The organism is Paenibacillus sp. J22P90 (assembly GCF_059692195.1).
The window spans coordinates 66,883-92,961 of sequence record NZ_JCAUAY010000011.1; the positions used below are offsets into that span (position 1 = coordinate 66,883).

At 42.5% G+C, this 26,079-nt stretch carries 25 protein-coding genes; 1 reads left to right on the forward strand and 24 read right to left on the reverse strand.

The annotated features are described in order from the left end of the window. Position 1 precedes the first annotated feature (1 nt). The 21 genes from AC58UX_RS27675 to metK form a co-directional block, all read right to left on the reverse strand. Positions 2-364 (reverse strand): flagellar protein FlaG, encoded by a 363-nt coding sequence (locus AC58UX_RS27675; protein WP_497258966.1) that lies wholly within the window; start codon positions 362-364, stop codon positions 2-4. Between the two features lie 86 nt (positions 365-450). After that, positions 451-2,463, reverse strand: coding sequence for a flagellar filament capping protein FliD (fliD, locus tag AC58UX_RS27680; protein WP_497258767.1), 2,013 nt, complete (start codon positions 2,461-2,463; stop codon positions 451-453). Between the two features lie 230 nt (positions 2,464-2,693). Continuing rightward, the gene (locus AC58UX_RS27685) at positions 2,694-2,888 is read right to left on the reverse strand and encodes a YjfB family protein (RefSeq protein ID WP_497258769.1); all 195 of its coding nucleotides are present in this window, start codon (positions 2,886-2,888) and stop codon (positions 2,694-2,696) included. A gap of 105 nt (positions 2,889-2,993) precedes the next feature. After that, on the reverse strand, positions 2,994-4,763 hold the full coding sequence (locus tag AC58UX_RS27690; protein WP_497258771.1) for a flagellin N-terminal helical domain-containing protein: 1,770 nt from the start codon (positions 4,761-4,763) through the stop codon (positions 2,994-2,996). Positions 4,764-4,961: 198 nt separating this feature from the next. Further along, positions 4,962-5,201, reverse strand: a complete 240-nt coding sequence (csrA, locus tag AC58UX_RS27695; RefSeq protein ID WP_497258773.1) for a carbon storage regulator CsrA — start codon at positions 5,199-5,201, stop codon at positions 4,962-4,964. Between the two features lie 12 nt (positions 5,202-5,213). Then, positions 5,214-5,657: a flagellar assembly protein FliW gene (fliW, locus tag AC58UX_RS27700; RefSeq protein ID WP_497258775.1), complete on the reverse strand. Its 444-nt coding sequence runs from the start codon at positions 5,655-5,657 to the stop codon at positions 5,214-5,216. Positions 5,658-5,756: 99 nt separating this feature from the next. Then, positions 5,757-6,326: a DUF6470 family protein gene (locus AC58UX_RS27705; protein ID WP_497258777.1), complete on the reverse strand. Its 570-nt coding sequence runs from the start codon at positions 6,324-6,326 to the stop codon at positions 5,757-5,759. A gap of 13 nt (positions 6,327-6,339) precedes the next feature. Then, a complete protein-coding gene (gene flgL, locus AC58UX_RS27710) occupies positions 6,340-7,236 on the reverse strand; it encodes a flagellar hook-associated protein FlgL (RefSeq protein WP_497258779.1) in 897 nt (298 codons plus the stop codon). Positions 7,237-7,266: 30 nt separating this feature from the next. Continuing rightward, positions 7,267-8,832, reverse strand: a complete 1,566-nt coding sequence (gene flgK / locus AC58UX_RS27715; protein ID WP_497258781.1) for a flagellar hook-associated protein FlgK — start codon at positions 8,830-8,832, stop codon at positions 7,267-7,269. A gap of 42 nt (positions 8,833-8,874) precedes the next feature. Then, on the reverse strand, positions 8,875-9,372 hold the full coding sequence (locus tag AC58UX_RS27720; RefSeq protein ID WP_497258783.1) for a flagellar protein FlgN: 498 nt from the start codon (positions 9,370-9,372) through the stop codon (positions 8,875-8,877). 37 nt (positions 9,373-9,409) lie between these two features. After that, positions 9,410-9,682, reverse strand: coding sequence for a flagellar biosynthesis anti-sigma factor FlgM (flgM, locus tag AC58UX_RS27725; protein WP_497258785.1), 273 nt, complete (start codon positions 9,680-9,682; stop codon positions 9,410-9,412). A 112-nt stretch (positions 9,683-9,794) separates the two neighbouring features. Next, on the reverse strand, positions 9,795-10,217 hold the full coding sequence (locus AC58UX_RS27730; protein ID WP_497258787.1) for a TIGR03826 family flagellar region protein: 423 nt from the start codon (positions 10,215-10,217) through the stop codon (positions 9,795-9,797). 109 nt (positions 10,218-10,326) lie between these two features. Next, on the reverse strand, positions 10,327-11,082 hold the full coding sequence (locus AC58UX_RS27735) for a ComFC family protein (protein ID WP_497258789.1): 756 nt from the start codon (positions 11,080-11,082) through the stop codon (positions 10,327-10,329). Continuing rightward, positions 11,079-12,932 carry an ATP-dependent helicase ComFA gene (locus tag AC58UX_RS27740; protein ID WP_497258791.1) on the reverse strand — a complete coding sequence of 618 codons (1,854 nt, stop codon included), beginning with the start codon at positions 12,930-12,932 and terminating at the stop codon, positions 11,079-11,081. Before AC58UX_RS27740 ends, AC58UX_RS27735 begins: the two co-directional genes overlap by 4 nt. A 48-nt stretch (positions 12,933-12,980) precedes the next feature. After that, positions 12,981-13,382 (reverse strand): hypothetical protein, encoded by a 402-nt coding sequence (locus AC58UX_RS27745; protein WP_497258793.1) that lies wholly within the window; start codon positions 13,380-13,382, stop codon positions 12,981-12,983. An 80-nt stretch (positions 13,383-13,462) separates the two neighbouring features. Beyond that, positions 13,463-14,188, reverse strand: coding sequence for a response regulator (locus AC58UX_RS27750; RefSeq protein WP_497258795.1), 726 nt, complete (start codon positions 14,186-14,188; stop codon positions 13,463-13,465). After that, positions 14,166-15,353, reverse strand: coding sequence for a sensor histidine kinase (locus tag AC58UX_RS27755; RefSeq protein WP_497258797.1), 1,188 nt, complete (start codon positions 15,351-15,353; stop codon positions 14,166-14,168). The genes AC58UX_RS27750 and AC58UX_RS27755 overlap by 23 nt, the downstream gene beginning before the upstream one ends. 99 nt (positions 15,354-15,452) lie before the next feature. After that, positions 15,453-17,918 (reverse strand): stalk domain-containing protein, encoded by a 2,466-nt coding sequence (locus AC58UX_RS27760; protein WP_497258799.1) that lies wholly within the window; start codon positions 17,916-17,918, stop codon positions 15,453-15,455. After that, a complete protein-coding gene (locus tag AC58UX_RS27765) occupies positions 17,884-18,018 on the reverse strand; it encodes a hypothetical protein (RefSeq protein ID WP_497258801.1) in 135 nt (44 codons plus the stop codon). The genes AC58UX_RS27760 and AC58UX_RS27765 overlap by 35 nt, the downstream gene beginning before the upstream one ends. 231 nt (positions 18,019-18,249) lie before the next feature. Next, a complete protein-coding gene (locus tag AC58UX_RS27770) occupies positions 18,250-18,504 on the reverse strand; it encodes a hypothetical protein (RefSeq protein WP_497258803.1) in 255 nt (84 codons plus the stop codon). 190 nt (positions 18,505-18,694) lie between these two features. Continuing rightward, the gene (metK, locus tag AC58UX_RS27775) at positions 18,695-19,909 is read right to left on the reverse strand and encodes a methionine adenosyltransferase (RefSeq protein WP_057312820.1); all 1,215 of its coding nucleotides are present in this window, start codon (positions 19,907-19,909) and stop codon (positions 18,695-18,697) included. Positions 19,910-20,344: 435 nt separating this feature from the next. On the opposite strand from metK, the gene AC58UX_RS27780 reads away from it, so the two are divergent. Next, positions 20,345-21,565: a serine hydrolase domain-containing protein gene (locus AC58UX_RS27780; protein WP_497258805.1), complete on the forward strand. Its 1,221-nt coding sequence runs from the start codon at positions 20,345-20,347 to the stop codon at positions 21,563-21,565. A 72-nt stretch (positions 21,566-21,637) separates the two neighbouring features. Here the strand turns inward: AC58UX_RS27780 and AC58UX_RS27785 are convergent, their stop codons facing one another. From AC58UX_RS27785 to AC58UX_RS27795, 3 genes are all read right to left on the reverse strand, one after another. Continuing rightward, the gene (locus AC58UX_RS27785; RefSeq protein WP_497258807.1) at positions 21,638-21,907 is read right to left on the reverse strand and encodes an alpha/beta-type small acid-soluble spore protein; all 270 of its coding nucleotides are present in this window, start codon (positions 21,905-21,907) and stop codon (positions 21,638-21,640) included. 149 nt (positions 21,908-22,056) lie between these two features. Continuing rightward, positions 22,057-22,581, reverse strand: coding sequence for a hypothetical protein (locus AC58UX_RS27790; protein ID WP_497258809.1), 525 nt, complete (start codon positions 22,579-22,581; stop codon positions 22,057-22,059). A 95-nt stretch (positions 22,582-22,676) separates the two neighbouring features. Beyond that, entirely contained in the window at positions 22,677-25,892 is a 3,216-nt protein-coding gene (locus AC58UX_RS27795) for an S-layer homology domain-containing protein (protein ID WP_497258811.1), read from the reverse strand. Positions 25,893-26,079 lie beyond the last annotated feature (187 nt).

A 26,079-nucleotide genomic window follows, 5' to 3' on the forward strand; every position in this document is an offset into this window, starting at 1 on the left:
ATTACCTGCGCTCATCTACCATGGCTCCAGCCATTTCCCATACCTTAGCTAGAAAATCAAGCGATTTCTCATTCGGAATTTCTCTAATAACTTCCCCGTTGCTTTTGTCTAATACTCTAACAATAATATGTTTCGTCTGTTCGTGAATTGAGAAGTCAAGCGTTGTGGAGGTTCCTTCTACCGCCTTAATTGCCCGTTCAATAGCCTTTACTAGCTGCTGCTCACTGATAGGAATATTCTGACCTTGTGCTTGTGCTTGCTTTAAATCATGAACATTCTGAATAACATCATTGCTCGCAACTTTAGGTGCTGCAGGAACTACGTTAGCGCTAGGCTTTGGAACATTTCCAATCGGCTGGTTCATACTCAAAGCAAAGACCTCCTAAAAATAATAGTTATTATTAATATCGGTGAACTGAGACATATTGTTTATAGGTACTAAATGAATGATTAACCACCATTTGATAGGGATTGTGATAGATAAGAGCTTTGCGAATTATAGTTATTCATCGCTGTTTCCATCGCCGTAAACTTTCTGTAAAAATTAGTTTCTTTCTTGCTTAATCGATCTGTCTCGGTATTAATGTCCTTGTATGTCTTACTCATCAACTTTCCGATTACACTTTGATCAAACTGGGTATTTCCAGCACTCCCCGCTTTATCTTGAATTTTAGTAAATACTGTCTGAAAATCATCGTACAAACGAACTACCAGTCCTTTTTTCACATCAGTTGTTGTATCGCTGGAGGTTTGTGAAAATAGGTTTTTGACCGCCTCTGGATCAGCTTGAATCGCCGCCCGCAACTTCGTTTCATCAATATACAGCTTCCCTTTATCCGTATAATTTTGAGAAGCAATACCGATTGAAGAAAGAGAGTTGTAACTGCTCCCATTATCCACTTTAGACGTTATATGATTTCGCATATTATTAATTAATTCTTTTAAGCTGCTGTCACTATGGAACAATCCGCTCTTAGCTTTCGTTTCCCACGCTGTGACCTGTGTTTCTGTCATAGCTTCTCTTTGCTCATCAGTCAAGGGCTGAAAGTCCTTGTAGACTGTTTCATTAACCGCTTTATTGAGTTTATCTAACATCTCATTATACTTGGTAACGAAATCTTTAATGTTTTTCACTTCTGCATCAATATCACTCGCAACAGTTACCGTCTGAGCTGTTGTGGTAGCATTTTTTAGTGTGTAATTAACTCCCATTATTTTCACACTATTAGATGCTGAGGTGACGTCCGTACCGTTAAATTTAATTTTTGCATCTTGTGCAATATTTTGATTCGATGGATCAGAACTACCTTTTCCAACAATTTTCCCCAGCGCTGTCGCTGCGGAAGCATCTTTAAGAGAGAAAAGATTTGCTACTTTGTCCGCTAGCGTACCATCGCCTGCATCTATCTCAATAGAGCTCGAAGGACCTGCCGATTTAGTCTTAAAACTAATATCTGTACCGTTTGTATTAATATCAACCATATCAGAAAGTTTGCTAGTGCCAGAGGTTACTTTCTTTAACTCGGCAACCACATCAGCAAGTGTCTTTCCAGACCAATTTTTTTGCAAAGCTAAAGCAATATCGAAGCGTTTGCCGTCAACTGTAATACTAGCATTCTTTGTAACATCCGTAGCACTCAAATCAAACATACTTGCTGATCCAGCTATATAGTTAGTCGCACTAGTGTCTGGCGCACGAGTTGCACTTGTTCTTTGAGCTGTCGCATAGGAACTTGAACCTCCGTTAAAGCCATTTGTAAAATCAGTATCTGCAGCTCTTTTAAAACCGAGTGTTGTATCCAGGAATGTATTAGGCGAAGTGTCGGAAGTATCGGTATTTGTTGCCGAAATTGAGATTTGTGTGTTTGCCCCTGTATCTTTTGTTTTTAAAATAAACTGTTTGAGTGTGGAATCGTAGATCGCTTTCAGGCCAAGACTTTTTCCAGATTCAGGTCTACCAGTTGTATTATCTTTGGCCGCATTTAATTTAGCGATCACGTCACCTATTTTATCCGTGGCAACAACGCTGACCTTCGTCGTGTAGGAAGCACCGGTCTGATCTTTGGTCGTTATAGTTAACTCCGTCGCACTACCCAATGCAGCAGTCTGGTCAATATCGATATTAGACTTCATCGTTGCCGATTGGGCTATGTTGGAAATCTGATAACTATATGTTCCCACAACAGCATCAGCTGATGATACACCACTCATAGAATCTGGACTCGAAAGAGTTGTTGAATAAGTGTTGTAATTGCTCGATAGCTTCATATTAAACAACGTGTTACTCCGAAACGCAAATAAGTCTGAATTCCATTGGCGGTAACCATCACTTTGCCAGGTGTACTTTTGTTGATTTTGCTTCATTTTATTTAACTTGACACTTTCAGCATCCATCATTTTTTTTACCAGCGCATCTGTGTCCAGACCTGAGGCCAATCCACTGATCCGAGTAACCGAAGTCATCATCATTCCTCCACTTATCAATAAAATTTCCAAGCATTATCCTGCAAAGAATTCTCTACTCTTTATATCGGTAGTAGCATCACTTTTCTGAATCCCTTTATGAAAAAACTCTAATACTAGCTACTATAACAATTATAAATAGACCGCCCTTGGTTAAAGGTTACGGTCTATTTCATCGGTAAACTAGATTTGATCAACGGAAGAGATTACTAACTACTTCATTCTATTACCTATACCTTAATATCAAAATTACTACCGAGATGTGGCTGTACAGACTGCTGTATGACTGTATTCTGACTTAACATCTCTGTAAGATTAGTTGCACTCACTTTAGCTGAATCCATCGCTATTTTCATAACAGACAAGCTTGCATTTTGCACTAAGTTAGTCTGACTCATGACCATCGACATTGCAGCAATATCCATTTTAGTACCTCCACTAATTTTTTAAGTCATGATCTTAAATATCTTATAGTTATTTCAGAGTATAAAAAGGGGACTCTAGAGAGTCTAGAGTCCCCTTCAGTAGGGCTAGCCACGAAGCAATTGAAGCACGCCTTGTGGTTGTTGGTTTGCTTGTGCGAGCATAGCTTGAGCAGCTTGTGCCAAGATGCTAGCCTTGGATTGTTGCATCATTTCTTTCGCCATATCAACGTCGCGAACACGGGATTCTGCAGCTGTCAGGTTCTCGGAAGATGTGTTCAAGTTGTTGATTGTGTGCTCTAAACGGTTTTGGTAAGCCCCCAGTTTGGAACGTTCCGCAGATACATTCTTGATAGCTTCATCAAGAATTTTTGTAGCATTTTGAGCGCCTTCTTTAGTAGAAATATCTACATCTGCTACGAAATTATCTGTACCGTTAATGTTCGTTTTACCAACAGCAGTAGTTCTCATATCACTGATGCCGATTTGAAGCGTTTGGTTTGCATTAGCACCGATTTGGAACGATACACCGGAGTTTTTAATATCCGAATTGATATCGTTCAACCCAAGGGAAGAAGCACCATTTGAAGTCTCATCGATCTTCATTTCGAAATCATTACTAATTTGTAATTTGCCTTCACTGTTAAATGATACAGCAAGGTTTGCTTTTAGATCAGAAGCATATGCAGCTTGGGCAGTTGCAAGAGTGCTGTCTTTGTATCCTAATTTATCTAACTGGCTAGCAGTCAATGCACCAGTTGCCGTATCAATAGCACTTTCGATTGCTGTCTTAACTGCTGTAGCAAGAGCAGTAGTGGTTGTATAGCTACCCTCAGCAACGTTAGCAGTTAAATCTAATCCATTCATTGTCAGTTTAAGTTGATTATTCACTTTTTCTGGAGATGCAATTCCATCCTCAATAGAAACTTTGAATTCATTCCACTGATAATCTGTAGTCCCGTCAGACGAGAAATTAGTTGCGGAAGAAGTTACTTTGTTAGTACCATCTCCTGTCACTGTTAAGTCTGCAGTAATACCCAATCGCTCATTTAGGAAAGTATTACCTGTACCTGAGAACTTAATTGCTATTGAATCAGTTGCTGCTGCTGCGTTTGATGCTGACAGATTGAAGGTAACTTTTCCATTGTTGCTAGCTGTGTTATCGACTTCAAAACCTAATGAGAATTTAGCGACATCCGCTGTAACATCTACTCCACCATTATCTGCTAATTCTTTGGCTGCTTTTTGAAGTGCTGTATTAAAAGCATTTGTAAAAGATACTACGTCATTGTAGTCACCTTCGGCAATTTTAACATTTAATTGTGTAGCCGTAGTACCATCATTAAATTCTACCACTATTTGATTGTTTTGAGTTTCACTAGAATCAGTCAGTTTAACTCCTGCAGCGACATCAACTTTCACACCACCAGTCAAATCTGCACTAGTAGTCTTAGCACCTTTGGAGCCATCAAGCAACTTCTGTGTATTGAACTCAGTTGTGTTACCGATACGGTCGATCTCGGATTTCAACTGTTTCACTTCTTCTTGAAGAGCATTACGGTCGTCTAATGTATTCGTATCATTGCTTGATTGAACGGAAAGTTCGCGCATACGTTGTAGGATATCGTGAGTTTCGTTCAATGCACCCTCAGCTGTTTGGATCAAAGAGATACCATCTTGAGCATTACGGGAAGCTTGATCTAGACCACGGATTTGACCGCGCATTTTTTCGGAGATTGCTAGACCAGCTGCATCATCACCTGCACGGTTGATGCGAAGACCGGAAGACAATTTCTCGATAGATTTAGATTGGTTAGCTGTGTTTGTGGACAATTGGCGGTGCGTGTTCAATGCTGTTACGTTGTGATTAATTCTCATTGGTAATTCCTCCCTGAATTATATAAATTCCACATCCATGTGGATTAGCGTTTCTTCCAGGTCGGCCGCCCTTGGAATCGCTCATAGTATTTATATCGACAGGAGGTGACTATTTCTTAAGTCCTATTTTCGCGAATTTCCGACATTTGAACCCATAAAGCATCTAGTATTCCGTTTTTTCGTATGTAATTAGCCTATTTACTCTGTTTTTCTCGATTTTTTAAACATTTCATTTAAACTATTGAAGTTCGATGCACTGCTAAGAGCATCCTTGTTAGCTTGCTGGATCGATAGGTAGATCTCTTTTCGAAATACCTCTACACTTTTAGGAGCTGAAATACCTAGCCGAACGGTGTCCCCTTCTGTACCTATTACGATCAGTTCTATATTATCGCCAATCATAATGGCTTCGCCTTTTTTACGAGTTAGAACAAGCATGCCTGTCACCCCTTATTTGTCATCGGATGGAACCGATTGCATCAGTTTATGTTTGGCGTTGTAGGAAGAGCCGTGAAGGATGACCTGCTTCCCTAATCTCGTACTCGCATTTACAATAATAGGTGCTAATAAATTTAATGTTGCTTCATCAAGCTTTTCCCCTACGGTTACAACCGACCAAACAGCCACATCTTCCTTGCTTTCAATCCCTAATTCAGTAACGACACTATCTGATAATTCCAAATCATAATCAGGGAAGAACTCGAATGGATTCGTTAATAACAGGGCTACATTCCCATCGTCCACACACTGTAAGAAAATAAATGGCGACTCCAGATCGGGTTGAATAAAAATATAACGAATATACTGTTCAAACCCTGGGATCCCCTGCGGGAATGTGAAAACTTCTTGCTCGGCGATGCTTAATTCACCAAACTGCAAAGTGGTTATATTCATGAGTGGCAACTCCTATACGGATTAGTGTTTAAAGGATAAACAAAAAAACTATAGATTAGTCAATCTACAGTTTAAACTATACCCTACTTTGTAGGGCAATCATACTTTCATGTCGATTTCTGGTGGAATCATCTCCACCTTTGGATATTGCTTCATATATATTGAAACCTTACCAGGCGTGTACGATATCTCAGCTTGATGCGGCGTGATCTGAATATCAACACTACCCGGATTCACTTCAATTTCAACCTTATGCTGCGTATAATCCAGGTCAACATTATCGTAAGATGCCTCGCCTAAATAGTTCATGCTGCTTGGTTCAAAGGCCCGCTGTGCTGCCAAATCGGCAATTGGGTTACCACCCTCATGTATGGCTGCTAGTCGATTCCCTTTCTCTACAATGCTTGCAATTCCTTGTAGAGCAATATTCTTCGACTCGCTGTAAATCCGATTCATAAAGGTTGTGTGGCTTCCCATCCCTAACGCATCCCAAGCACTACTCTGATCAATATGCAATTCCCCTTGAGGGGAGCGTATTTCCATTGTTAGCGGCGTTGTATGCATCTCCATATCAGCTTTAGGCTGACGAATATCCCACTGTCCTCGCTGAAAATCTATGCCAATCTGGGCAGACTGGATATCAAGTCTAATCGAAGGTACGGACGACATCACCTACACCGCCTTATTTGAGAAAATCAACTAGACTTGGACGTATAATTTGAGAACCTATTGATAAAGAGGCTTCATACACATTCTGCGAGGTTTTGAGGTTCGTCATCGCTTCAGCAACATCTACATCTTCCACTCTAGTTTGAAGCGTCTGGAGGTTAGTATTAATATCCTTCAGGCGTTCATTAGATAAATCCACACGGTTCATCTTAGCGCCTACTTCCGCGCGAACGGATAAGAAGCTTTCCATTCTGGTATCCAGACGAGCTAAACCGTCACTGATCCCCTTCAAATCACTTGTTCCCATAGCGGTCATTAAATCTTGCATAATTTTAAATGCGTTGTCTGCATCTGTTGATTTTCCAAATACCTGTTCTCCTGTAATATTTACAGAAATCCGTACGCCTGCACCAATTTCATACTGAATGGATGAGTTATCGGCATCAGTTATTGCAGCATTAGCCTCCGTATACGGCGATAAATCTGTAAGCTGTCCATTGAAAACATGCTTACCATTAAATTCACTATTGCCCAACTCAACGAGTTGACTGTATAACTGCTTAATTTCACTATTAATAGCATCTTCAGCAGTTTGCGGATTAGTTCCGCTTGCTGCCTGTACAGTTAGCTCTCGCACTCTCTGAAGGACTTCATTAACCTTACCTAGCGTTGAATCTGTATAATCCAACCAAGATGTAGCCGACTCCACATTCGCTTGGTATTGATCATTCGCAGACAGCTCACTGCGGTATCTCATAGCAAAGCTAAGACCTACCGGATCATCCGATGGCTTATTAATTCTTCTGCCTGTTGCTAACTGATTTTGCAGATTATCCATACGATTGAGATTCGTACCCAAATTTCGAACCATCTGGGTATTAATCATCGTTTGCGTGATTCTGGTTGGCATCGAGTCTCCACCTTTTATACAAAATAATTATTATCTGCCGACTACACCCATACTGTTAATAACTTTATCTAACATTTCATCAAATGTGGTTAATGATCTAGCCGCAGCGTTATAGGCGTGTTGATATTTAATCATGTCCGCCATCTCTTCATCCAAAGACACACCGCTTACAGACTGTCTTCTCGAATCGACCTGATCTACAAGTGCTTGTTGGTTCGTGGTTTGTCTCGTTGCTTCTTGCGACTGTACGCCTAATTGACCTACAATGGCACGGAGAAACTCGTCGAATGTACCGCTAGTCAAAAGCGGCGTTCCGTTAGAGCTTGGATCAAAGTCAAACTTCTGATTCTGAAAGGACGCCAAAGCTAGTGCGATATCATTATTCCCTCTAACTACTTTTGTACTGCCATCCGTATCTACATAAGTACGTGAGGAAGCAGCAATATTGGCCACTTTCTTAACAATCTCCGGATTTACAGAGAGACTGTTTGCATTAAACTCTGTAGCTCCATCTTTCATAGTAAAGAAAGGAATTCCGCTTTTCGGTGGATCTTCCAAGGTATATCCTAAGGCGTGCAGACCATTAATTCCGTTAACCGTTACTTTCGTATCGGCCGCTAAAGTGCTTCCTGGTGTCGCACCGGTAAGAGTTGCGCCTGCCGGGATCACTGCACCTGCAGGCAACGTTATCGTTACTGGTCCTTGGACAAGAGACTTCACCATTGAGTTGAATTGGAATTTGTAACTTTCTAAATATTGATCTCGGGAAACAAGCATTCCATAGATCTCACCGCTCTGCAAATCATTGGATTGTAAATCAGCAGCAACAGAACTAGCATCAAGCGGGGTGGTTACGCTAATCCCGTTAACCAACTCAACACTGCCCATTCTCAACGTATATCCGCCAGTCGTATCAACAGAGGTTATATTAACAATTTTAGACAAACTATCTACTAATAGATCCCTCTGATCTCTTAGATCATTCGCGTTATTACCTAAGCCTTCTATTTTAAATATTTCATTATTTAAATTAGCAACTTGCTCTAACATCGTATTGGCTTCAGAAACCTTAACGGAGATATTATCTGTCAGATTCGCTGATAAATCATCCAATTGCTTTCCTGTATGATTGAAAGCATCCGTCATGGCTAATGCTTTTTCCTTAAGCGCGGCACGAGCTGTCAAGTTATCAGGTTCCTTACTGACATCCTGCCAAGCACTCCAAAAGCCCTCCACCACTTGCCTAATACCTGTATCAGAAGGCTCATTCACGATAGCTTCCAGCTTCTCTAACGTATCTCTGCGAATGGTCCACTCGCCTAAGGTCTTATTCTCATCATAAAATTGCGTATCCAGAAACTTCTCGCGAACTCGTTTGATTTGATCAAATTCCACACCCTGTCCCAACTGACCTGGAACTGCGCTTCTTGTCATGCTCGCAGGTTCGTATGGGAGAGATGCTACCAAATTTACTCTTTGTCTCGAATATCCTTGTGTATTCGCGTTCGCCACGTTATGTCCAGTGGTCTGTAAGGCTGTTTGTTGTGCGAATAAACTTCGCTTTGAAATTTCAATGCCAGAGAATGTAGATCCCACAGCGATTCCCCCTAGATGTACTTATTCAGATCCGATTTCACGCTAAGCCTTTCTGTCAAACATCCCTGATCGTTTATCATTTTTCTGCAGAGCAGGGTTCCGATAAATGACATCATCCTCAGAGGGTCCCATCACAAGATCGATGGTATAATCTATAAATGAAAGTGATTGTTGTATCAATTGTTGATTGGATGTGTTGATCTCTTTCAACTTCTCCAAGACAACCATAAGCTGCTTATGTGCGTGTGCAAGAGCTACCTTCTCTTCCGCTTTGAAAATGAGCCTAATCAAGTCACTCACCGTAACCTGAGGATTCGGGTTATATCCACGCGAAATTAAATACTTGCCAGTTTCATGAAGCCGCTGCTTATCCAGCTCACTAATATGCCTAACAAGCTTACTCTCTTTATTAACAATCACATTAAGCTGATTCACGTTATTACTGACTAATTCCTGAGTCTTCTCTTGTGCAAGCTCTAGTAGTGATTCATGCGCCTCAAGTAACTGTTCCAATATCGTAATCAACGGTTGAATTGACATAGCGATCTCCTAATTCTTAATAAATCTATATAGACAGTTATTTCAAGTAGGGAAGAAGTTTCTCTGCAATTTTCTTAGCATCTACGTGATAAGTCCCTGAAGAAACTGAATTCTTCAATGATTCGATTCTAAGGCTTTGCTCTTCCGTACGAGCAGCTCCTGAAGCTCCTAGAAGTTCCTTGGCTTCCGCAGAGATTTCAACCTGATCCTTCACTTTGCCCTTCTTACCAACGGATTGTGCAGAAGATGCTTCTCCCGCTTTCTTATACGGATTCACAGCGCCGATACGGCTATTCTCATTTATTTTCATACCGATACACTCCTATGTTCACTGACCTAAAAAAATAAAAAACCGATAATCGTTAGTACTATTATCGGCATCTTCTATATAAAACTTTATATCTCTATAGACCTATTTCGAATTAACGCTTATTTTTTAGTCGTTCATGAATATTAAAGGTCACCTTATTCTCTTGCTGTCTACGTTCTTCATTCCGCCGTTGATCCGCTTCATGATTACTGACATCTTTCACAAGTTTCTGGCGACATAATTCACAAATGGTATTCTCTCGAATGAGGGTTCCACACACCTCGCACGGATAAGACATATTGGGAGCATTATAAATGGAGATTCGCCCGTCACGAACAAACTTAGTGATTTGCTTAATCGTTACGCCTGTTGCTTCGCTTAATTCCGTAATGTTGACACCCTTATTCTCGCGCAAATATTTCAAACATTTCTCATATTGTAATTCCTGCTCTCTCAAGCAATTCGGACAAAGCTCTACGAAGCCTTTCACAAATATTTTTCCACAGCGCGGACAATTTGCCACATTCATACCCATTGTATGGCCTCCTTTTAGTATTCCCAGTTCCCATTTTTTAATTCCAGTTTACCGCAATTCGACAGCTTTTGCCTATCCTTATTTTTGTAAAAATAAGACTAAACTGCTACTACCTCGCCCATGTGAGTCCGAAAATTTCGACAGGAATCGACATATTCTCCTTAACTGTCATAGCACATTGATTCATCGTGCTCCCCGTGGTGTACACATCGTCCACGATGTAAATGATAACAGATTCATTTTGTGTACCTATTTCACGCAGACCCACAACATCAACTTCAAAAACATGCGCAAGATCATCAATCCTCTCACTCCGCTTTTTAAAACTTTGCTTATCGGTATGCTTTGCACGATTCAGCAAACGTACGACCGGAAGGCCCACGTGCCGACCTAATTCCACAGCCATTTGCTCCGCTTGATTGAATCCACGCTCTTGCATACGACGTTCACTAACAGGTACGTATGTGATGAACTCTCGCACTTCACCCTGCGATGCCCCCCTCTCTGCTTGCAGCAACCGAAAAGAGTGCACAAGCATATGCCCGAGAACTGCCTTTAATCGTTCATCCCCTCGGTATTTGTACCTGGCCAGCAGCTCTTTCATCGATTCATCGTATCTGACGGCACTTCGACTTCTCGAGAAATAGGTATGCGGCTTCCGGCGACAATCAGGACAGTATTCCCCTCGTCCACAGGAAGTACAAATGACCTTGCGAATCCATGGAATACGTAGGTAGCACGTGTGACAAAGCCCCAGCTCGCCCGCTTTCAGGCTGGTTATTTGTTTGCATAACAAACATTCTTCTCTCTGAGCACTTAACAGCGAAAAAACCTCCTCGCTCACACGCCTCCACCACCAACTCATGAAACTCCTCCTTGTAGAAATCCTTGTTTACGAGCTATACGATTCATCATACGGATCTGCCGAACGGCTTCCTTTTGAGATTTCGATATTTCTGCGGCAGCAAAATACACTTTCCCATGCGGGTCATCCTTCGATCTTCCTGCACGGCCCGCCATTTGGACGAGTGCTGCTTCATCAAACAATTTTGAATCTGCATCTAAAATGAAAACATCCGACTGGGGCACAGTTACTCCGCGTTCAAGGATAGTCGTCGTGACGAGCACACGGATCTCCCGACTGCGGAAAAGCTGTACCTTCTCGGTGCGCGACTCGTCTTTGGAGGAGGTGCCCTCCACACGAATGGCCGCCTTGTTTCCTTGCAACCTAAGCCTCAATAGCTCTACCATCGGCTCCACGAGCTGAATATTCGGAACAAAAACAAAAACTTGCGCACCACGTTCAATGGACACTTCTAAACGGGATTGTATGGATGGCGGAATCGTTAGTGCAGCGATGGACTTTCTTAAGGTAGGGGTCATAATTAACTGCGGGATGGGCAGGGGATGTTTATGAAAGCGTACGGGTACGCGTACATGCGGTAGGCGCCCGCGCTCTGCGGCTCGCCTGATTAGAACAGGAGGTGTCGCCGATAGCAGGATGTTCGTCCCGCTGGGCTTGCATACTTGCTCAGCAGCATAGCTGAGCATCGGGTTGTTGTGGTACGGGAAGGCATCGATTTCATCGATGATGACGAGGTCAAAAGCTTGATAGAAGCGCAACAACTGATGTGTTGTTGCGATGGTGATTTGCCCTTGCTCCCAGCGCTGCTCGCTTCCTCCATACAGCGTAACCACGCTGTAGTTGGCGAACGCCCGCTGGATGCGCGGCTGTAGCTCTAGCACCACGTCTTTGCGTGGTGTCGCAATGAGGACACGCCCGCCCCGGGCGGCGGTGTAGTGAATAAACGGGAAGATCATCTCCGTCTTCCCGGCCCCAGTAACGGCCCAGATGAGGAACTTGCCTGGGCCACTAGCTTTCCTCCCCTGGATGTAGCTCAGCCCCTCCAGGGAAGCTTTGGTTTGAGCATCACTGAGCCCCCAGGGCTCTATGTAGGCTTGTAAATCTTCAACGCCATACCTCTCAGCGTTCATGTCTCCCGTGCCCCCATGCACGAGCAATGAGCAGGAGCGAACTCTCCTCATCGTGAGGCACTCTTCACAATAGGGGCAATCTTGTCCACAATGCACGCAGGGCGACCAGAACATTCGCTCATTACCGCTGCCACAGCGTTTACATCGGTAGTTCGCAACCTTTCTGAACCCCCGTCGCCAATCACGCCGTTCACGAATGTCCAAGCCGTTTGTGAGCATCACATCACCGTTAAGATGAGCAAGTTGTAGATAGGCCGGCCACGAAGCCTCCAAGCCTGCCAACTCTGCACCAGACGCTGCTATCAGCTGCTGAAGCTCATCAATCAGCAAGGAACGCCCTCGGCAAGCTTCAGCGAAACGCATGTATATGCCTGCAAGCAACCTAACGTCTTGAACATCCCTACCGCCTCGCCATACTTCGAAATCCACGCTATCCGATCGCATTGCGTCCACATTCGTGATGCCAATCGCCGCAGCCTCTCGCTTAACCATCGCAAGTAAATGTCTCTCACTACCCTTGCTACCAGCTAAAACTGGCCTCTTACTTAGCCCCTCAACGAGGCGTATTCCCTGCCCTAAAGAAATAAAAGGTTCGAACACTACGAGGCCGGCGTCGGCTGCGTAATGCTCGAACCAATATTGGATATCTGTCTGGGCGTGAACCGTAAATCTCCATTCCCATACATTTTCTTTGCGAACAGCATAGATCTGAACCTTCATTCCTCACCATACTCTCTTCATAGCTTGCATATTTGAAAGCGTTTACTATTAGATAACAGGAACTTTGACGAGATCCTCTCTATTACTGAGATGAACAAGTACAACAGGATCTTCCTCATGCTGACTCAGAAAACGATCAACAGCATCATAATCTGACTGAACACGCAGCTCCAGCGCATATGTTTGGGATAAACGCTCAATGATCTCTCTAGTATCGTCGGACGAACCCTCATCAATTATCGTCGCCTTGACCTGGTTGCCTTTTACACGTGAAAAGAAAAATAACGAGCGAATAACCCACTCAATCTGATTTTGATTATTTTTGGTAACGAGTAAAATAGTAGCCGGTTTCTTCATCTTCCTAGTCCTCTTACGAGAACCCAATAAGAGATGCAGCACGACAATGCTCAAGCCATAACAACCGAAGATACAAAGCAATCCAATCCACATAGCGGGTCCCTCCCTTACCTGCAGTGTATGCGGCAGAGTAAAGGGGGGTTCCTCCTAGTGCGGAATGGGAATAGCGTGAATTACAGCGTTACCCAGCCATTTTTGATTGCAATAATTACCGCTTGTGTACGGTCATCGACTTCCATTTTTTGAAGAATACTACTCACGTGGTTTTTTACCGTTTTCTCACTGATATACAGGAACTCGCCAATCAGCTTATTGCTCTTACCTTCGGCCATAAGACGAAGCACTTCTGCTTCCCTTTTAGTCAACGGGCTGTTCGCATTATGTATGTATTTCAGAGCGGAATCCTTCACTCCAGTGCCTGTTCCTACCACACCAGCGTCATCCAGATACGTCATACGTCTAAGTTGATTAATGAGCTTACCTGTTACTTTAGGGTGAATGTAGGCATGTCCTGCAACAACAGAACGAATCGCATTAATCAGCGACTCTGCTTCCATATCCTTCAACAAGTAACCTGAAGCCCCTTTACGCAGTGTCTCAAATACATAGCTCTCATCATCATGGATAGAAAGAATGATGACTTTAATATCTGGAAAGATCAATTTAAGACGTTCTGTTGCAATAACACCGTTCTCAAGGGGCATATTAATGTCCATGAGCACAATGTCAGGCGTGATTTGATTACATAGCTCAATGACTTGGATGCCATCGCCACACTCACCGATAACTTCCATGTCATCTTCCATATTAATAATTCGTTTTACACCTTCACGAAAAAGCTGATGATCGTCTGCAATGACAATATGCACATTGCGTTTATGACTCCCCGTGTTGTCCATTCTGATTATCCTCCTTGTTCTCTCCAACGCCGCCAATAGGGATGAGCATCGTAATTTTTGTTCCTGAATCTTTTGCGGACTCCAGAACCATCGTACCTTCTAGCAGCTCCACACGCTCTCGCATTCCGAGTAGACCAAAGTTATTCCCTTTGGCTATTCTTAGTTCTGTTAGCGGCACATCAAAGCCAATTCCATTATCTACAACGTAGATCTGTACTTGATCTGGTTCTAATGTGAGTTCAACAGATACGAAGGTTGCTTTGGCATGTTTGTTTACATTCGATAAAGCTTCCTGCACCAATCGGAATATCGCAATTTCTAGCCCGGACGGAATGCGTGTCTCTTTTCCCACCAAGTTGAATTGTGTGTGGATTCGATATTTATCTTCGAAATCCTGCACATATTTCCGTAATGTAGGCACAATCCCTAAATCATCAAGCGCCATTGGGCGGAGATTGAAGATAATCTTCCGAACTTCCTCAAGGCCGTTTCTGACTTGCCCTTTTAAATCGATTAGCTCATCCTTCACCGCAGAAATATCTTCCTTGACGAGCATGCGATGGGCAATTTCAGTCCGAAGCACGACGTTCGCTAAGGTTTGGGCCATGCCATCATGAATTTCTCGTGCGATTCGTTTGCGTTCTTCCTCCTGTGCCAAAATAATTTTAAGCCCCAGAAGTTGTCGATTTTTAGCAGACTCGATTATACGTGTTAACTGATTGAGATCGCCTGATAAGTATTCCAGTGCGACGTTCATCTGCGAGACTATAGTCTCGGCGCGTTCTACCTGCTTGTCCACATTTTTCATGCGGACCTGCAGGTCATGGCGGCGGACTTTGAGATTATTCTCTTTTTCCCGCGCCACCGTTAGCTGTAATTGAAAAGCGATAGCGGCTTCATAAGCAATCTTGATATCTTCTTCACGATACTTGTTGAAATCACGACTAACTTCCGTAAGCCGGATCCGCGACCTCTTGTATTCTTTTTCTAACATATCCACGAGATCAATCGTGACACCCGTCTCATGCTTAATGTCATTCAACTCTCGAGTAAGCGACTCTTTCTCTAAGCGTGATGACTCAGCAATCTCAAATAATTGATACTTGCTGCTTTCCATGACGTTAATGGCGTTGGTTATGACCTGGTCTATAGCGTCTGGTTGCACATGAAACGAGCTCCTTTTTAATAAAACCATATAGTAGTAAGTTGTCTACCCCATATTGTAGCATAGTTCTTCCCGTTTGCCGTGTACTTCTAGTACTATTTATTCAATAGAAATTCCGTAATTTTGGGGATCCCAGCCTACTTTGAAGCCTAATCTCTCCGAAATCATCCGTAATGGGACCATAGTCACATTATTCATGATCACTGGCGACACTTCTGCCGTGATACGCGCGCCGTTTACAAGCAGATCTGCTTGATCAATCCAAAGGTCAATTAGTTTATCACCACGAATCACAGTCACCTTACGTTCTTTGTCATCCCACTTCACATTTCCGCCTAATGCCTCTGTCACGAAACGGATTGGAACCAACGTATTGTCCTTCACTATTGTCGGTGCTTGCTCTAACGTCATCGGCTTGTTATTTAAAGTTGCTTGTTTTTTATTAACGGTCAATTTCACTGTATTCTTCGGTAGTGCTGGCAACTGTCCTTTATAAATGAATGAAATATCATCAATATTAATTTTCCCTTTAGCGGCTCTTTCATCCTGCCCGTTAGCGGGATTTGCTACATAAATGCTTTTAATAACAAGGGGAGCCTTCAGATCGGACACATCGGCCGTCACCTTACGCCAGCCCGTCCAATTCATATTTTCTGTAAAACTGACAAGATTCGATTTGCCGTCAGCATCCATTACTTCTGCACGAACCCAATTGAAGCTGCCATCGCCCAAGATTTTAGCTGTTATAAATTCTGGCTCACCCTCAATCGGCGCGCCGTTCCCACTATTGAATTTCGCATAGGCTGCTTTCGTTCCTAGTCCCTTTGAGAAATCATAAGCGATTTCTAAGTTCTTATTCCCGTTGTTCTGTGCAATGTTGACCGTAGAAACGACCTCAGCCGGATATTTATCCCCCGTTGTCATTACGGCAAACTTATCTAGATCGTACCACACCTTCTCCTGTCCAACTGGCAGTGTGACCATTGTGCTGTATCCATCGTATCGTGCTATGACCTGTGCGGTTTGTGCTCCAGCCGTACTATCGACATGCAAAACACCGCCCGTGATCGTCCCTTTGACCCCACTGAGCTCCCATGTGGCTGATGCCGCGGGTAATTCTCTTGTTGCTCCACTCCGCGTTGTTACGGTAATCGGAAGCTTGAAATCGCCACCCTCTGTCAGTGAGAATGACCCTGAGCTAAAAGCCATCGACGCAATCTGGTCACGTCCGACAACTTCGACATCTATAGCCGCAGTTCCTTTGCCGGATTTAGCTACAATCTGTGTTTTCCCAGGCATAGTTGGTGTATAAACATTATCTTTAAACGAGCCATTGGCAATTGTACTGCTCCATTGTGGAACAATGCCCGTTGTTGCAATCGGATTATAATAATCATCATAAGCTTTAAATTGATAAGTGCTGGATTCATTCACGAATAATAAGGATTGCCCTTTTAAAATAAGACCTTTCAACTCACCCTTCGGCGCCGTAGAATAGACACCCAATCCATTTGCAACCGCACGTTGATTGCCATACTGTGTTTTGTTAACGAGCTTCGGATCCACTTCACCTAGTGACCTAGACACCATCTGCGTTGAACCGCCGCCATCGAGAACCATGCCTCTCCAGACACCTGCATCAATCATGAATTGCTGCAACTCTGGGAGCGTCATACCAGCACTAGCACCGCTGCGATCAGCCGTTATAATATAAGCCTTCTTCAGATCCTTAGAGTAACCCACAGCCGTACGTGAAACTGGACTATATCCGCTAAAATCATTAATATTTCTTGTAAAATAGCTCGGCTTCGCCTCATCCACCAGCAACGTGCTGCCGCCTATGAGCATTTTGAAGTTTTTCCAATCATATGTCTTGGACGCATCGTGTGGAACCATGTCATATTTCGTCGTAATTTTATCGCCAACCTTCAGATGCTTTACGATAAACTCTCTGGCTAATCCGGACCCTCTTAGGATATACCCATCTTCAGGAGCAACCATTTTCACATTCGTATCAACTTGAATCTCTTTGACGATATCGTTCTGAATGAGCGCCTCCGTCGGAACGTGTGTGCCATCCACAGCGCGCTGTGTCATCGCCCAAGCACTCGTATAGAGGAAAAGACCATCCGCTATCAACGGAACATCGTTATCGTCCCAGTAAAACGTTTTGTTCACGCCGCCAAGCTCGAATGAAGTGCCATCTTTAGCCGTAACCGTACCCTGAAAATCAAAAATATCAATAATCGGCTGATTCGTCTTCGTAATAGCAAAAGAGTATAACCCCGAAATCTTCGCTGGTGTCGCCATTACCTGGCCATTCGTGATTTGCGCACCCTCTGGTACACCCTCAGCCTGTGTATTGTAAAAGTCGCCATTTACCCCAGCCACAGCGCCTGTATCCTTCACCATTCCGAGTACGCTCTGATTCTTCGTGAACTGGTTATTCGTTCCTGCCATTGCGTCTATCTTCACGTTCGGGTTTGTAAGATCAACCTCGATCACATTAGCGTTCACCGAGACTTCCTTATTACTTCGTGTTGTTGTCCATAAATAATTCTTCATTATTGCGCCCGATGTAATCGTCTCCTGCGAACTCAGCGTCAACTTCGTGCCCGCCGCGCTCACTGTTATTCCCGACACCAACTGCCACACCATAGCGCAAGTCAGTGCAGCTACTCCTACTTGCCTCTGTACCTTCACGTTGCTGTTCCACTCCTCTTTTTCATCTAAGTCTAGTATCTATCATTTATGCGATAACTATATAGACTCTTAAACTATGGAAAAAGTTACGATAATCCCCATGTTGTATTCATATGTCAGTAAAAATGGTAAAAAAACTAAAAAGAGCACACCCCGGCGGGGTTTGCTCTCTGCTTGAGATGCTTATATGATCTTATATAATCTTTTTAAGTTTAGCTTCTTGTTCAATGGAACGCGCTGAGAGAAGTTCAATAATTCTGTGTTGTTGTTCTTGAACATTCTCCAATCGTTTCACGATTTCATTAGTTTCTAGAACGGCTTGTTTGATTTGTGATTGTTCAAATTCTAGTCGATCTAATCTAGAGTCTATCACACCTAACCACTCTATTACCGGCGATATTTCTGCCTTAATTACCGTGGTAAGTGCTTCTTTTAATTCATTATCCATTCCGCCGCGCTCCCTTCGTTTAAAAAGCAGAAATAATCCTATCATCATCATAACATAATTCTCTATGTAATAGCACCAGATGACATATACAGATATTAACACGATGTTTCGCAAATATAAATTAAATATTTACTATTGTAAATTTATTGACGAACAAAAAGCCGCCCCTAAGGACGGCCTCATTTATATGCTAATGCTTAAGCTCTAACGCTTGTGCTTTCAACGTTTCTGCTTTATCTGTACGCTCCCAAGGAACATCTAGATCGTTACGACCAAAGTGGCCGTAAGCTGCAGTTTGACGGTAAATCGGACGGCGAAGATCAAGCTCTTTAATGATACCCGCTGGGCGAAGGTCAAAGTTGGAGTGAATGAGCTCAACAAGTTTCTCTTCACTTACTTTAGCCGTGCCAAACGTATCCACAGCAATGGACACTGGACGAGCAACACCAATGGCGTAAGCCAATTGAACTTCACATTTCTCAGCAAGACCCGCTGCTACGATGTTTTTAGCAACGTAACGCGCCGCGTATGCACCGGAACGGTCAACTTTTGTCGGATCCTTACCGGAGAACGCGCCGCCGCCATGACGAGCATAACCGCCGTACGTATCAACGATAATTTTACGACCAGTCAAACCAGCATCCCCTTGAGGTCCACCGATTACGAATCGACCTGTTGGGTTGATGAAATAGTTTGTTTTCTCATCCAGCAAGTGTGCTGGAACGATTGGAAGAATAACGTGCTCTTTAATATCTTTTTGGATTTGCTCCAAAGTTGTATTCTCATCATGCTGTGTGGATACAACAATTGCATCAACACGAACTGGTTTGTCGTCGATGTACTCAACGGTTACTTGCGTTTTACCATCTGGACGCAGGTATGGAAGAGTGCCATTCTTACGAACTTCAGTCAAACGACGAGCCAATTGGTGAGAAATGGAGATCGGAAGAGGCATAAGTTCAGGCGTCTCATTAACCGCAAACCCGAACATCAAACCTTGGTCACCAGCACCAATTGCTTCGATTTCTTCATCAGACATGTTACCTTCTCTTGCTTCAAGGGCTCTGTCTACACCTTGTGCAATATCAGGGGATTGCTCATTCAAAGAAACAAGAACCGCACATGTTTGGGAGTCAAAACCGTATTTCGCGCGCGTGTAACCAATTTCCTTAATTGTTTGTCTTGCGATCGCTTGAATATCTACATATTCAGACTTCGAAGTGATTTCACCAATTACCAAAACTAAACCTGTTGCTACAGAAACCTCACATGCTACACGAGCATTCGGGTCATTAGCTAGAAATGCATCCAATACCGAGTCAGAAATTTGGTCACAAATTTTATCAGGATGACCTTCTGTTACGGATTCGGATGTAAATAAACGACGTCCACGTACTTGAGCCATATTATTCATCCTCCTACATTATCATTTAGTATGCTTGAAAAGCTTCTACTCGATGCCTCTATAATAAAAAAATTGGGCCCGGCTTTAGCGTCAGCTTTTCACGCCAAACGGAATCCCTCTTTTGCGCTCATGCGCTGACAAGATCTTCGAATTCCGCACTAGGTAAATATATAAATCATGAATAAAGACAACATTAAAATGACCCTTTCCCTATAGGAAAAGGTTCCATTGAATATTGACCTTCAATAAATCATCCTACTTCATTTGTCGTCTGTTGTCAATTTATATTTGTTAAATCACTTTAAGAAAGCCTTAAGGTTCTCTTCACGGTTTTTTCACAGTTGGCATCTATACTCTATAAGTAAGTTATCCGTTACATAAATTGGTAAACTATATGAAATTACTCTAAAGGAGATCGTGAAAGTTAACATGAAGATGTCAATGAAAATGGTTCATACCATTACCGCGGCTATACTACTGCTATTTGTAGTTACTGCATGTGGGCAACAAAAAGAAAATGAAAAAGGCTATTCCTCTCAAGCCGTTAGCAAAATACAAGAAAGTCTAAAAGAACCTGATTACTGGCCAACAGCAGGCTGGAAGACTTCTTCACCTGAACAACAAGGGATGGATTCCAAGCTATTAGCAGAGGTATACAACAATTTAGAAGGCAAAAAAGTAGATAGTATGCTCGTAGTCCGTAACGGCTACCTGGTGGCTGAAGGTTATAACAGCGCATATTCTGCCGATAAAAACCATGACGTATTTTCTGTAACCAAGAGTGTACTATCAGCCCTAATTGGCATAGCCATTAATGAGAAGAAAATGCCTGACGTGGATGCCAAAGTTGCTGATTACCTGCCTTACCCTGAGATGAAAAATGACAAGCAAAAGAAAGACATAACCATCAGAGACTTCCTATCCATGACACCAGGTTTGAAATGGGATAATACAAACGAAAACTCAACTACCGCTATGACAGAATCGGAAGATTGGGTTAAGTACGTGATAGACCAACCCGTTGACGCCAAAAAATCTCAACAATTCGAGTACAGTAATGGAAATCCACATGTTTTATCAGCTGTCTTTCAAAGTGAAGTCGGACAAACTGCTTACGATTATGCAAAAGAAAAGCTATTTGCTCCATTAGGTATTACTAACACGAGTTGGTCCACAGATAACAAGGGGATTCAAAACGGAGCCTATTCACTCCATTTAACCCCTAGAGACATGGCTAAAATCGGGTATTTATATCTAAACGAAGGCAAGTGGGAAAACCAGCAAGTCATTCCTACAAATTGGATCAAAGAATCCCTTTCTACACAAACAAGTTTCACTTACTTTGATAAAACGCAAGGCGGTTACGGATACTTTTGGTGGCTAAAACCAGTTGAGTATGAAGATAACGGCAAAAAAATATCTCTAAACACCTATTATGCAGCTGGTTCTGGGGCTCAACGAATTTATCTTATTCCAGAGCTTAATATGGAAGTCATATTCACTGCTCATAATAACGCAGACGAGTTGCTAACCGAAAGATTGCTGCAAATGGTTGTAGCTAATGCAAAAAAATCAGATAAAGCTCTTCCTGAAAATGCTGCCGGGACAGAGGAACTGGGTAAAGCGATACTAGGTTTTAAATCAGCTATCGATTAATAACTACTATGAATAAAAGAGGCTAGCAATTGCCGGCCTCTTTCTTTTTTCCATATGCATATTAGGGAATGATTACAGGGTAAATAAGGTCTCTTCCGCTCTCTGAATGAGACGCTGCGTAATCCGGCCGCCAACGGCCCCGTTATCTCTGGATGTGATATGTCCCCAGGATTCTTTTTTCATAGATGAAGCTTGAATTGAGCCTAATTCTGACGCAAACTCCGTATCCGCATTTAGAGACGACATATGCTTACCTACGGGCAAGCCTAATTCTGCAGCAATTTCATACTTCAGAATGTCCAATGCCTTTTTCGATTCCGGAACCACTTTACTTCTTGCCATAACCAAACGCCTCCTCAGAGTATAAGTTGTGATCATGCACGTGTTAAGTAGCAACCATGTCATCTGGGTACATGAATTAGTATGGCTAGAATCATAAAGGTAACACGGATAAGAAGTTGTCAGATTGGGTAAAATTATGGAGTAAACATTTATTGCGCAACCTTACTACCGTCTGCATTCAAAATTAAAAAAGCCCCACGTACCATCACATAGATGGACGTATCATTCTTAGGAGAAGGCTTAATTCCACGGCCCTCTGTTGGGAAAATCAAAAGATGATTCAGCGCGACTTCCATCCCCGCTGCGAGATCTTTGCCTCCCGTTACATCCGGGATGCCGTTTTCATCGTTGCTCACCGCTAGTACCCTGCCGGTTCGCACGATAAATTCCGCACCAGCTCCGGCGTATAAAGTTTGTCCATTTTGCAATTGGACAACCTTCATACTCGTTGCCGCCACTGGAATAGTGCCCGTGCCTCCGTTGCTCCCTGCGATCGCAGTTGCAACAATTTCTTTCACCTTTGCTTCGCTTAAGGTGTTTAGTTCGAAGTAGCTTTTAGTGATTACAGGGTCGGTTGTGCCTGGGGACGGGGCTTCGGCTTGTGAGGTTGAAATCGTTGCGGTCAAGAGACATGTTGCTAAGATAGCTGTTGCATAGAATTTGTTAGGTTTCATCTGGCATCTCCTTGTTGTCTATATTCTTTCATTTATTATAGCTGTTTAAGGAAAAAAAAGAAGACCCCGAAGGGTCCTCTTATTGTTACACTAAATTATAGTGCATCTACGCTTACTTCAATAGTTGCAGTTTTTCCGTTAGGAGCAATTGCAGTAATTTTGAAGCTTTGTAGGTTTGTTGTTCCAGCAGTAATAGTAGCACCGCCATATTGTGTGAATGTAATTACACCAGCATTAGTAATTTCAATTGCGTTTTGAGCATTAGCTGCAGTTCCAGCAACATACTTCTTGTCAGAAATGAAGTATGTTACATTGTAGATTCCGTCGTAAGCAGCATCTTCAATTTTGTTGCTAGCTGTAGTACTTACAACTTCAGAACCATAGCTATCAACAAGTTTAAGTTCTTCCATCAACGCTAGATCCCAAGCAGCTTTAGTGTTAAGTGCAGTTGCAGCAATTGCTTTAGCTGTTTTCTTAGCAGTCAAAGTTGCAACAGTAGGAACTTCCTCAAGAACACTTACATCAAGAGTTGCAGAAGATTTACCTTTAGGCGTGTTAACAAGTACACTTACAGTTGCAGTACCTTTAGTTAAACCAGCAAGGTAGTAAATACCAGTATCAGCAGTAGCACCAACAACAGATGGATTAGTAACAGTTATGCTATCAACGGAAGTTGCAGGAATTGCTACAGTCGTGTCTCCTTCTTTAGCAGCTACAACCAACTTCTTAAGCAACAATGGGTTTGCAGCGTATTCAGCAGCAGCAGTAGTTGGTGAAGCAGTAGTGCCTAGAGCAAACAATTTGTTATCAACTGATTTGTCAAGCGTTACTGTGTAAGCAAGATTAGTATCAGTGCCTGTGATTGACTCAACAGTGCTAGTTGCATTGCTTACTTCAATGAATGCACCTGAAGCATTTTTCTTGAGAAGTGTAGCAGTAACTTTGTATTTACCAGTTTTGTTAGCAACTGCAGTCCATGTGTACTCATCATCAAAGATTGTGTCAGTACCTAATACTTCAGCTACTTGACCATTTGTATTTAAAAGTACAGCGCTGTTAGCTACAGTATTTCCGCCAGCAGCTTGAGTTGCAGTACCACTGAAAGTAAGCGCACCATCATCACCAGAGATTTTCTCTAGCTTCAAAACTACCTTACTTGTGTGATCAGCATAAGTAGCAGTAGTTACTGCTTGAGCCCAATCTCCACCGAATTGATCATAAGTTTTGAACTTCACTTTTGTTGTTGCAGTTTGAATTGCTTTGCCTGCAGCTGCAGAGGAAACAGTAATTCTGTCAGCATAACGAGAGTCATTTGCTGAGATATTAAGTTGAGCTTTAACATTTGGCTTATCTTTCAATTGAATAACAATTGTTGCAGTCCCTTTGTTATCTACAGAAGCGATTTTGATCTTACCTTTATCCGCTCCAGTTTCTTGGATTACAGGAGTTCCAAGTGTTACTACACCACCAGTAGCATAGATCGTGAATGCATTCTTGTTATCAACGATTTCTTGAGCGGAAAGAACATCGCCTTTTTCGTTTTTAATAACAAGTGGTACAAATTTATTAGTATCACCTTTAGCTAATGTAGCTGTGTAAGCACCAAACTCAACAGTTGCAGGCACTTTAGGTTGTGCAATTTTAATTGTTTTCGTTACGCTTTGACCTGTACCGTTAGCAAATAAAGTCACTACAATATCTTTAGCTTCTGCATTTGCTTTAGCAGTCAATAGAAGATCTGGAGCATCAGTACCGATAACTGAGCTTACAAATGCATCGTCAGCGCCAGTTGTACCTTTAACAAGGTTACCGTCTGGGATTACTACAGTTACACCTTTACCTGCACTGTTAAGTACAGTAGGATCTAGAACTTCAACACCATATTGGTCAAAAGCTTTGTATTCTAGATATGCACCTTTAGCAGATGTACCAGCTTCGATTGACTCAATTTTGTTGTTGTTGGAATCTTTCAGATCACCAACTTCAACTTTAGAAACGATTGGAGCTTCACCAACAGTGAAGATCTTGTTAGCTTGAACACCAGTCTCGTCGAAGATGATAGTTACAGGAACTTTGTCACCTTTAGCTTTAGCAGCTGTTGGACCAGCACCGAAGATATCAAGTTTCATAGCTTGTTTGCCGGAAATATTCTCAGGAGTAATATCACCTGCAAGAAGTCTAAAGTTGCTGGAAGTAAGATCAGCAGCTTCACCGTATTGGTTTGATGCTTTGAATTCAACAACAACATCATTAGCAAGAGGAAGAGTCTCAGATGCAGTTACGATGTCGATTTTGGAAACTTTTTCTTTTGTTGCAACAACTGAAGCTGTTTTCTTAGCGTCATCAACTGTTACGCCACCGATTGTTACAGCATAAGTTGCATCGATCAATTTGGAATCAAGTGTGATTGTAGCTACTTTTTTAGCAGCATCCCAAGTGATTGCTTTAGCGTCGAAAGTTGCAGTGGAACCATCACGTGTTACTGTGAAAGTTGCTACAGCTGTGTCAACTGGACCGTTCAAAGTAACAGCCAATTTTTTAGCGCCTACAGCTTTAACTTCTGCAACTTCATACTTTGCTGGTTTGCTAGCATTTGCAATAGCTTCAACTGCAGAGTAAGCACCAACAACTAGGTCAGCACGAGTAGCAGATTTGGAACCGTCAGTACCATCAGCAAGCAATTTCTTTTCAACTGCTTGTTTGATAGCATCCGCGTACCAAGGAGTACCTGTAGTGCTAGGCTTAACTCCAAGACCTTTAAGAAGTGCAGTAGCGAACTCGCCAAGAGTTACGTTTGCAGATGGATCAAAGCTAGTGTCGGATTTACCATCGATCAAGCCAGCTTTTTTAGCAGCTTCGATGAATGGGATTGCCCAAGCGTTAGCTGTGTCGTCTGCTTTTACATCAGCAAAGCTGGATGTTTTTACAGTCGTATCAACTGGAACACCTGCTACTAGAGCAAGAATTTTTGCGAATTGCGCACGAGTCATGTTCTCTTTGATACCGAAGGAATCCTCAGCTGTACCTTCGAACAATCCTTTTGCAAGCAAAGCGTCGATTTTAGCAGTTAATGCTGCATCAAGACCAGCCAAATCTTTGAAGTCTTTGGAAGTTTTTACTGCTGCTGCAGTAGTTACAGCCGTTGGAGTTGTTTCAGCAGCCATTGCTACGGAAGCGAACATGGAGAATGCTAGTGTTGCTGTTGCGATTACTTTTAAACTTTTTTTCATAACCTTTTTTTCTCCTCCTTGAATATCGTGAGTTTTATTTTTAGTGTTGGGTCTTACCATATTTGAGCTCGATTCACTCATTGTCTTGTTCACCCCCTCTCCAGAGTTAGAGCATTATATAACTAAGTTCGCTTGTAGTCATGAAAACCACATTGAAACTAGTAAACTTCGAATAGATAAATAGGTGGCTAACACCAATTTACATTATACATTGATCAATTAGGGTCGTAAAGTGTTATTTTCAATACAGCCACTACTGATTTTGTTA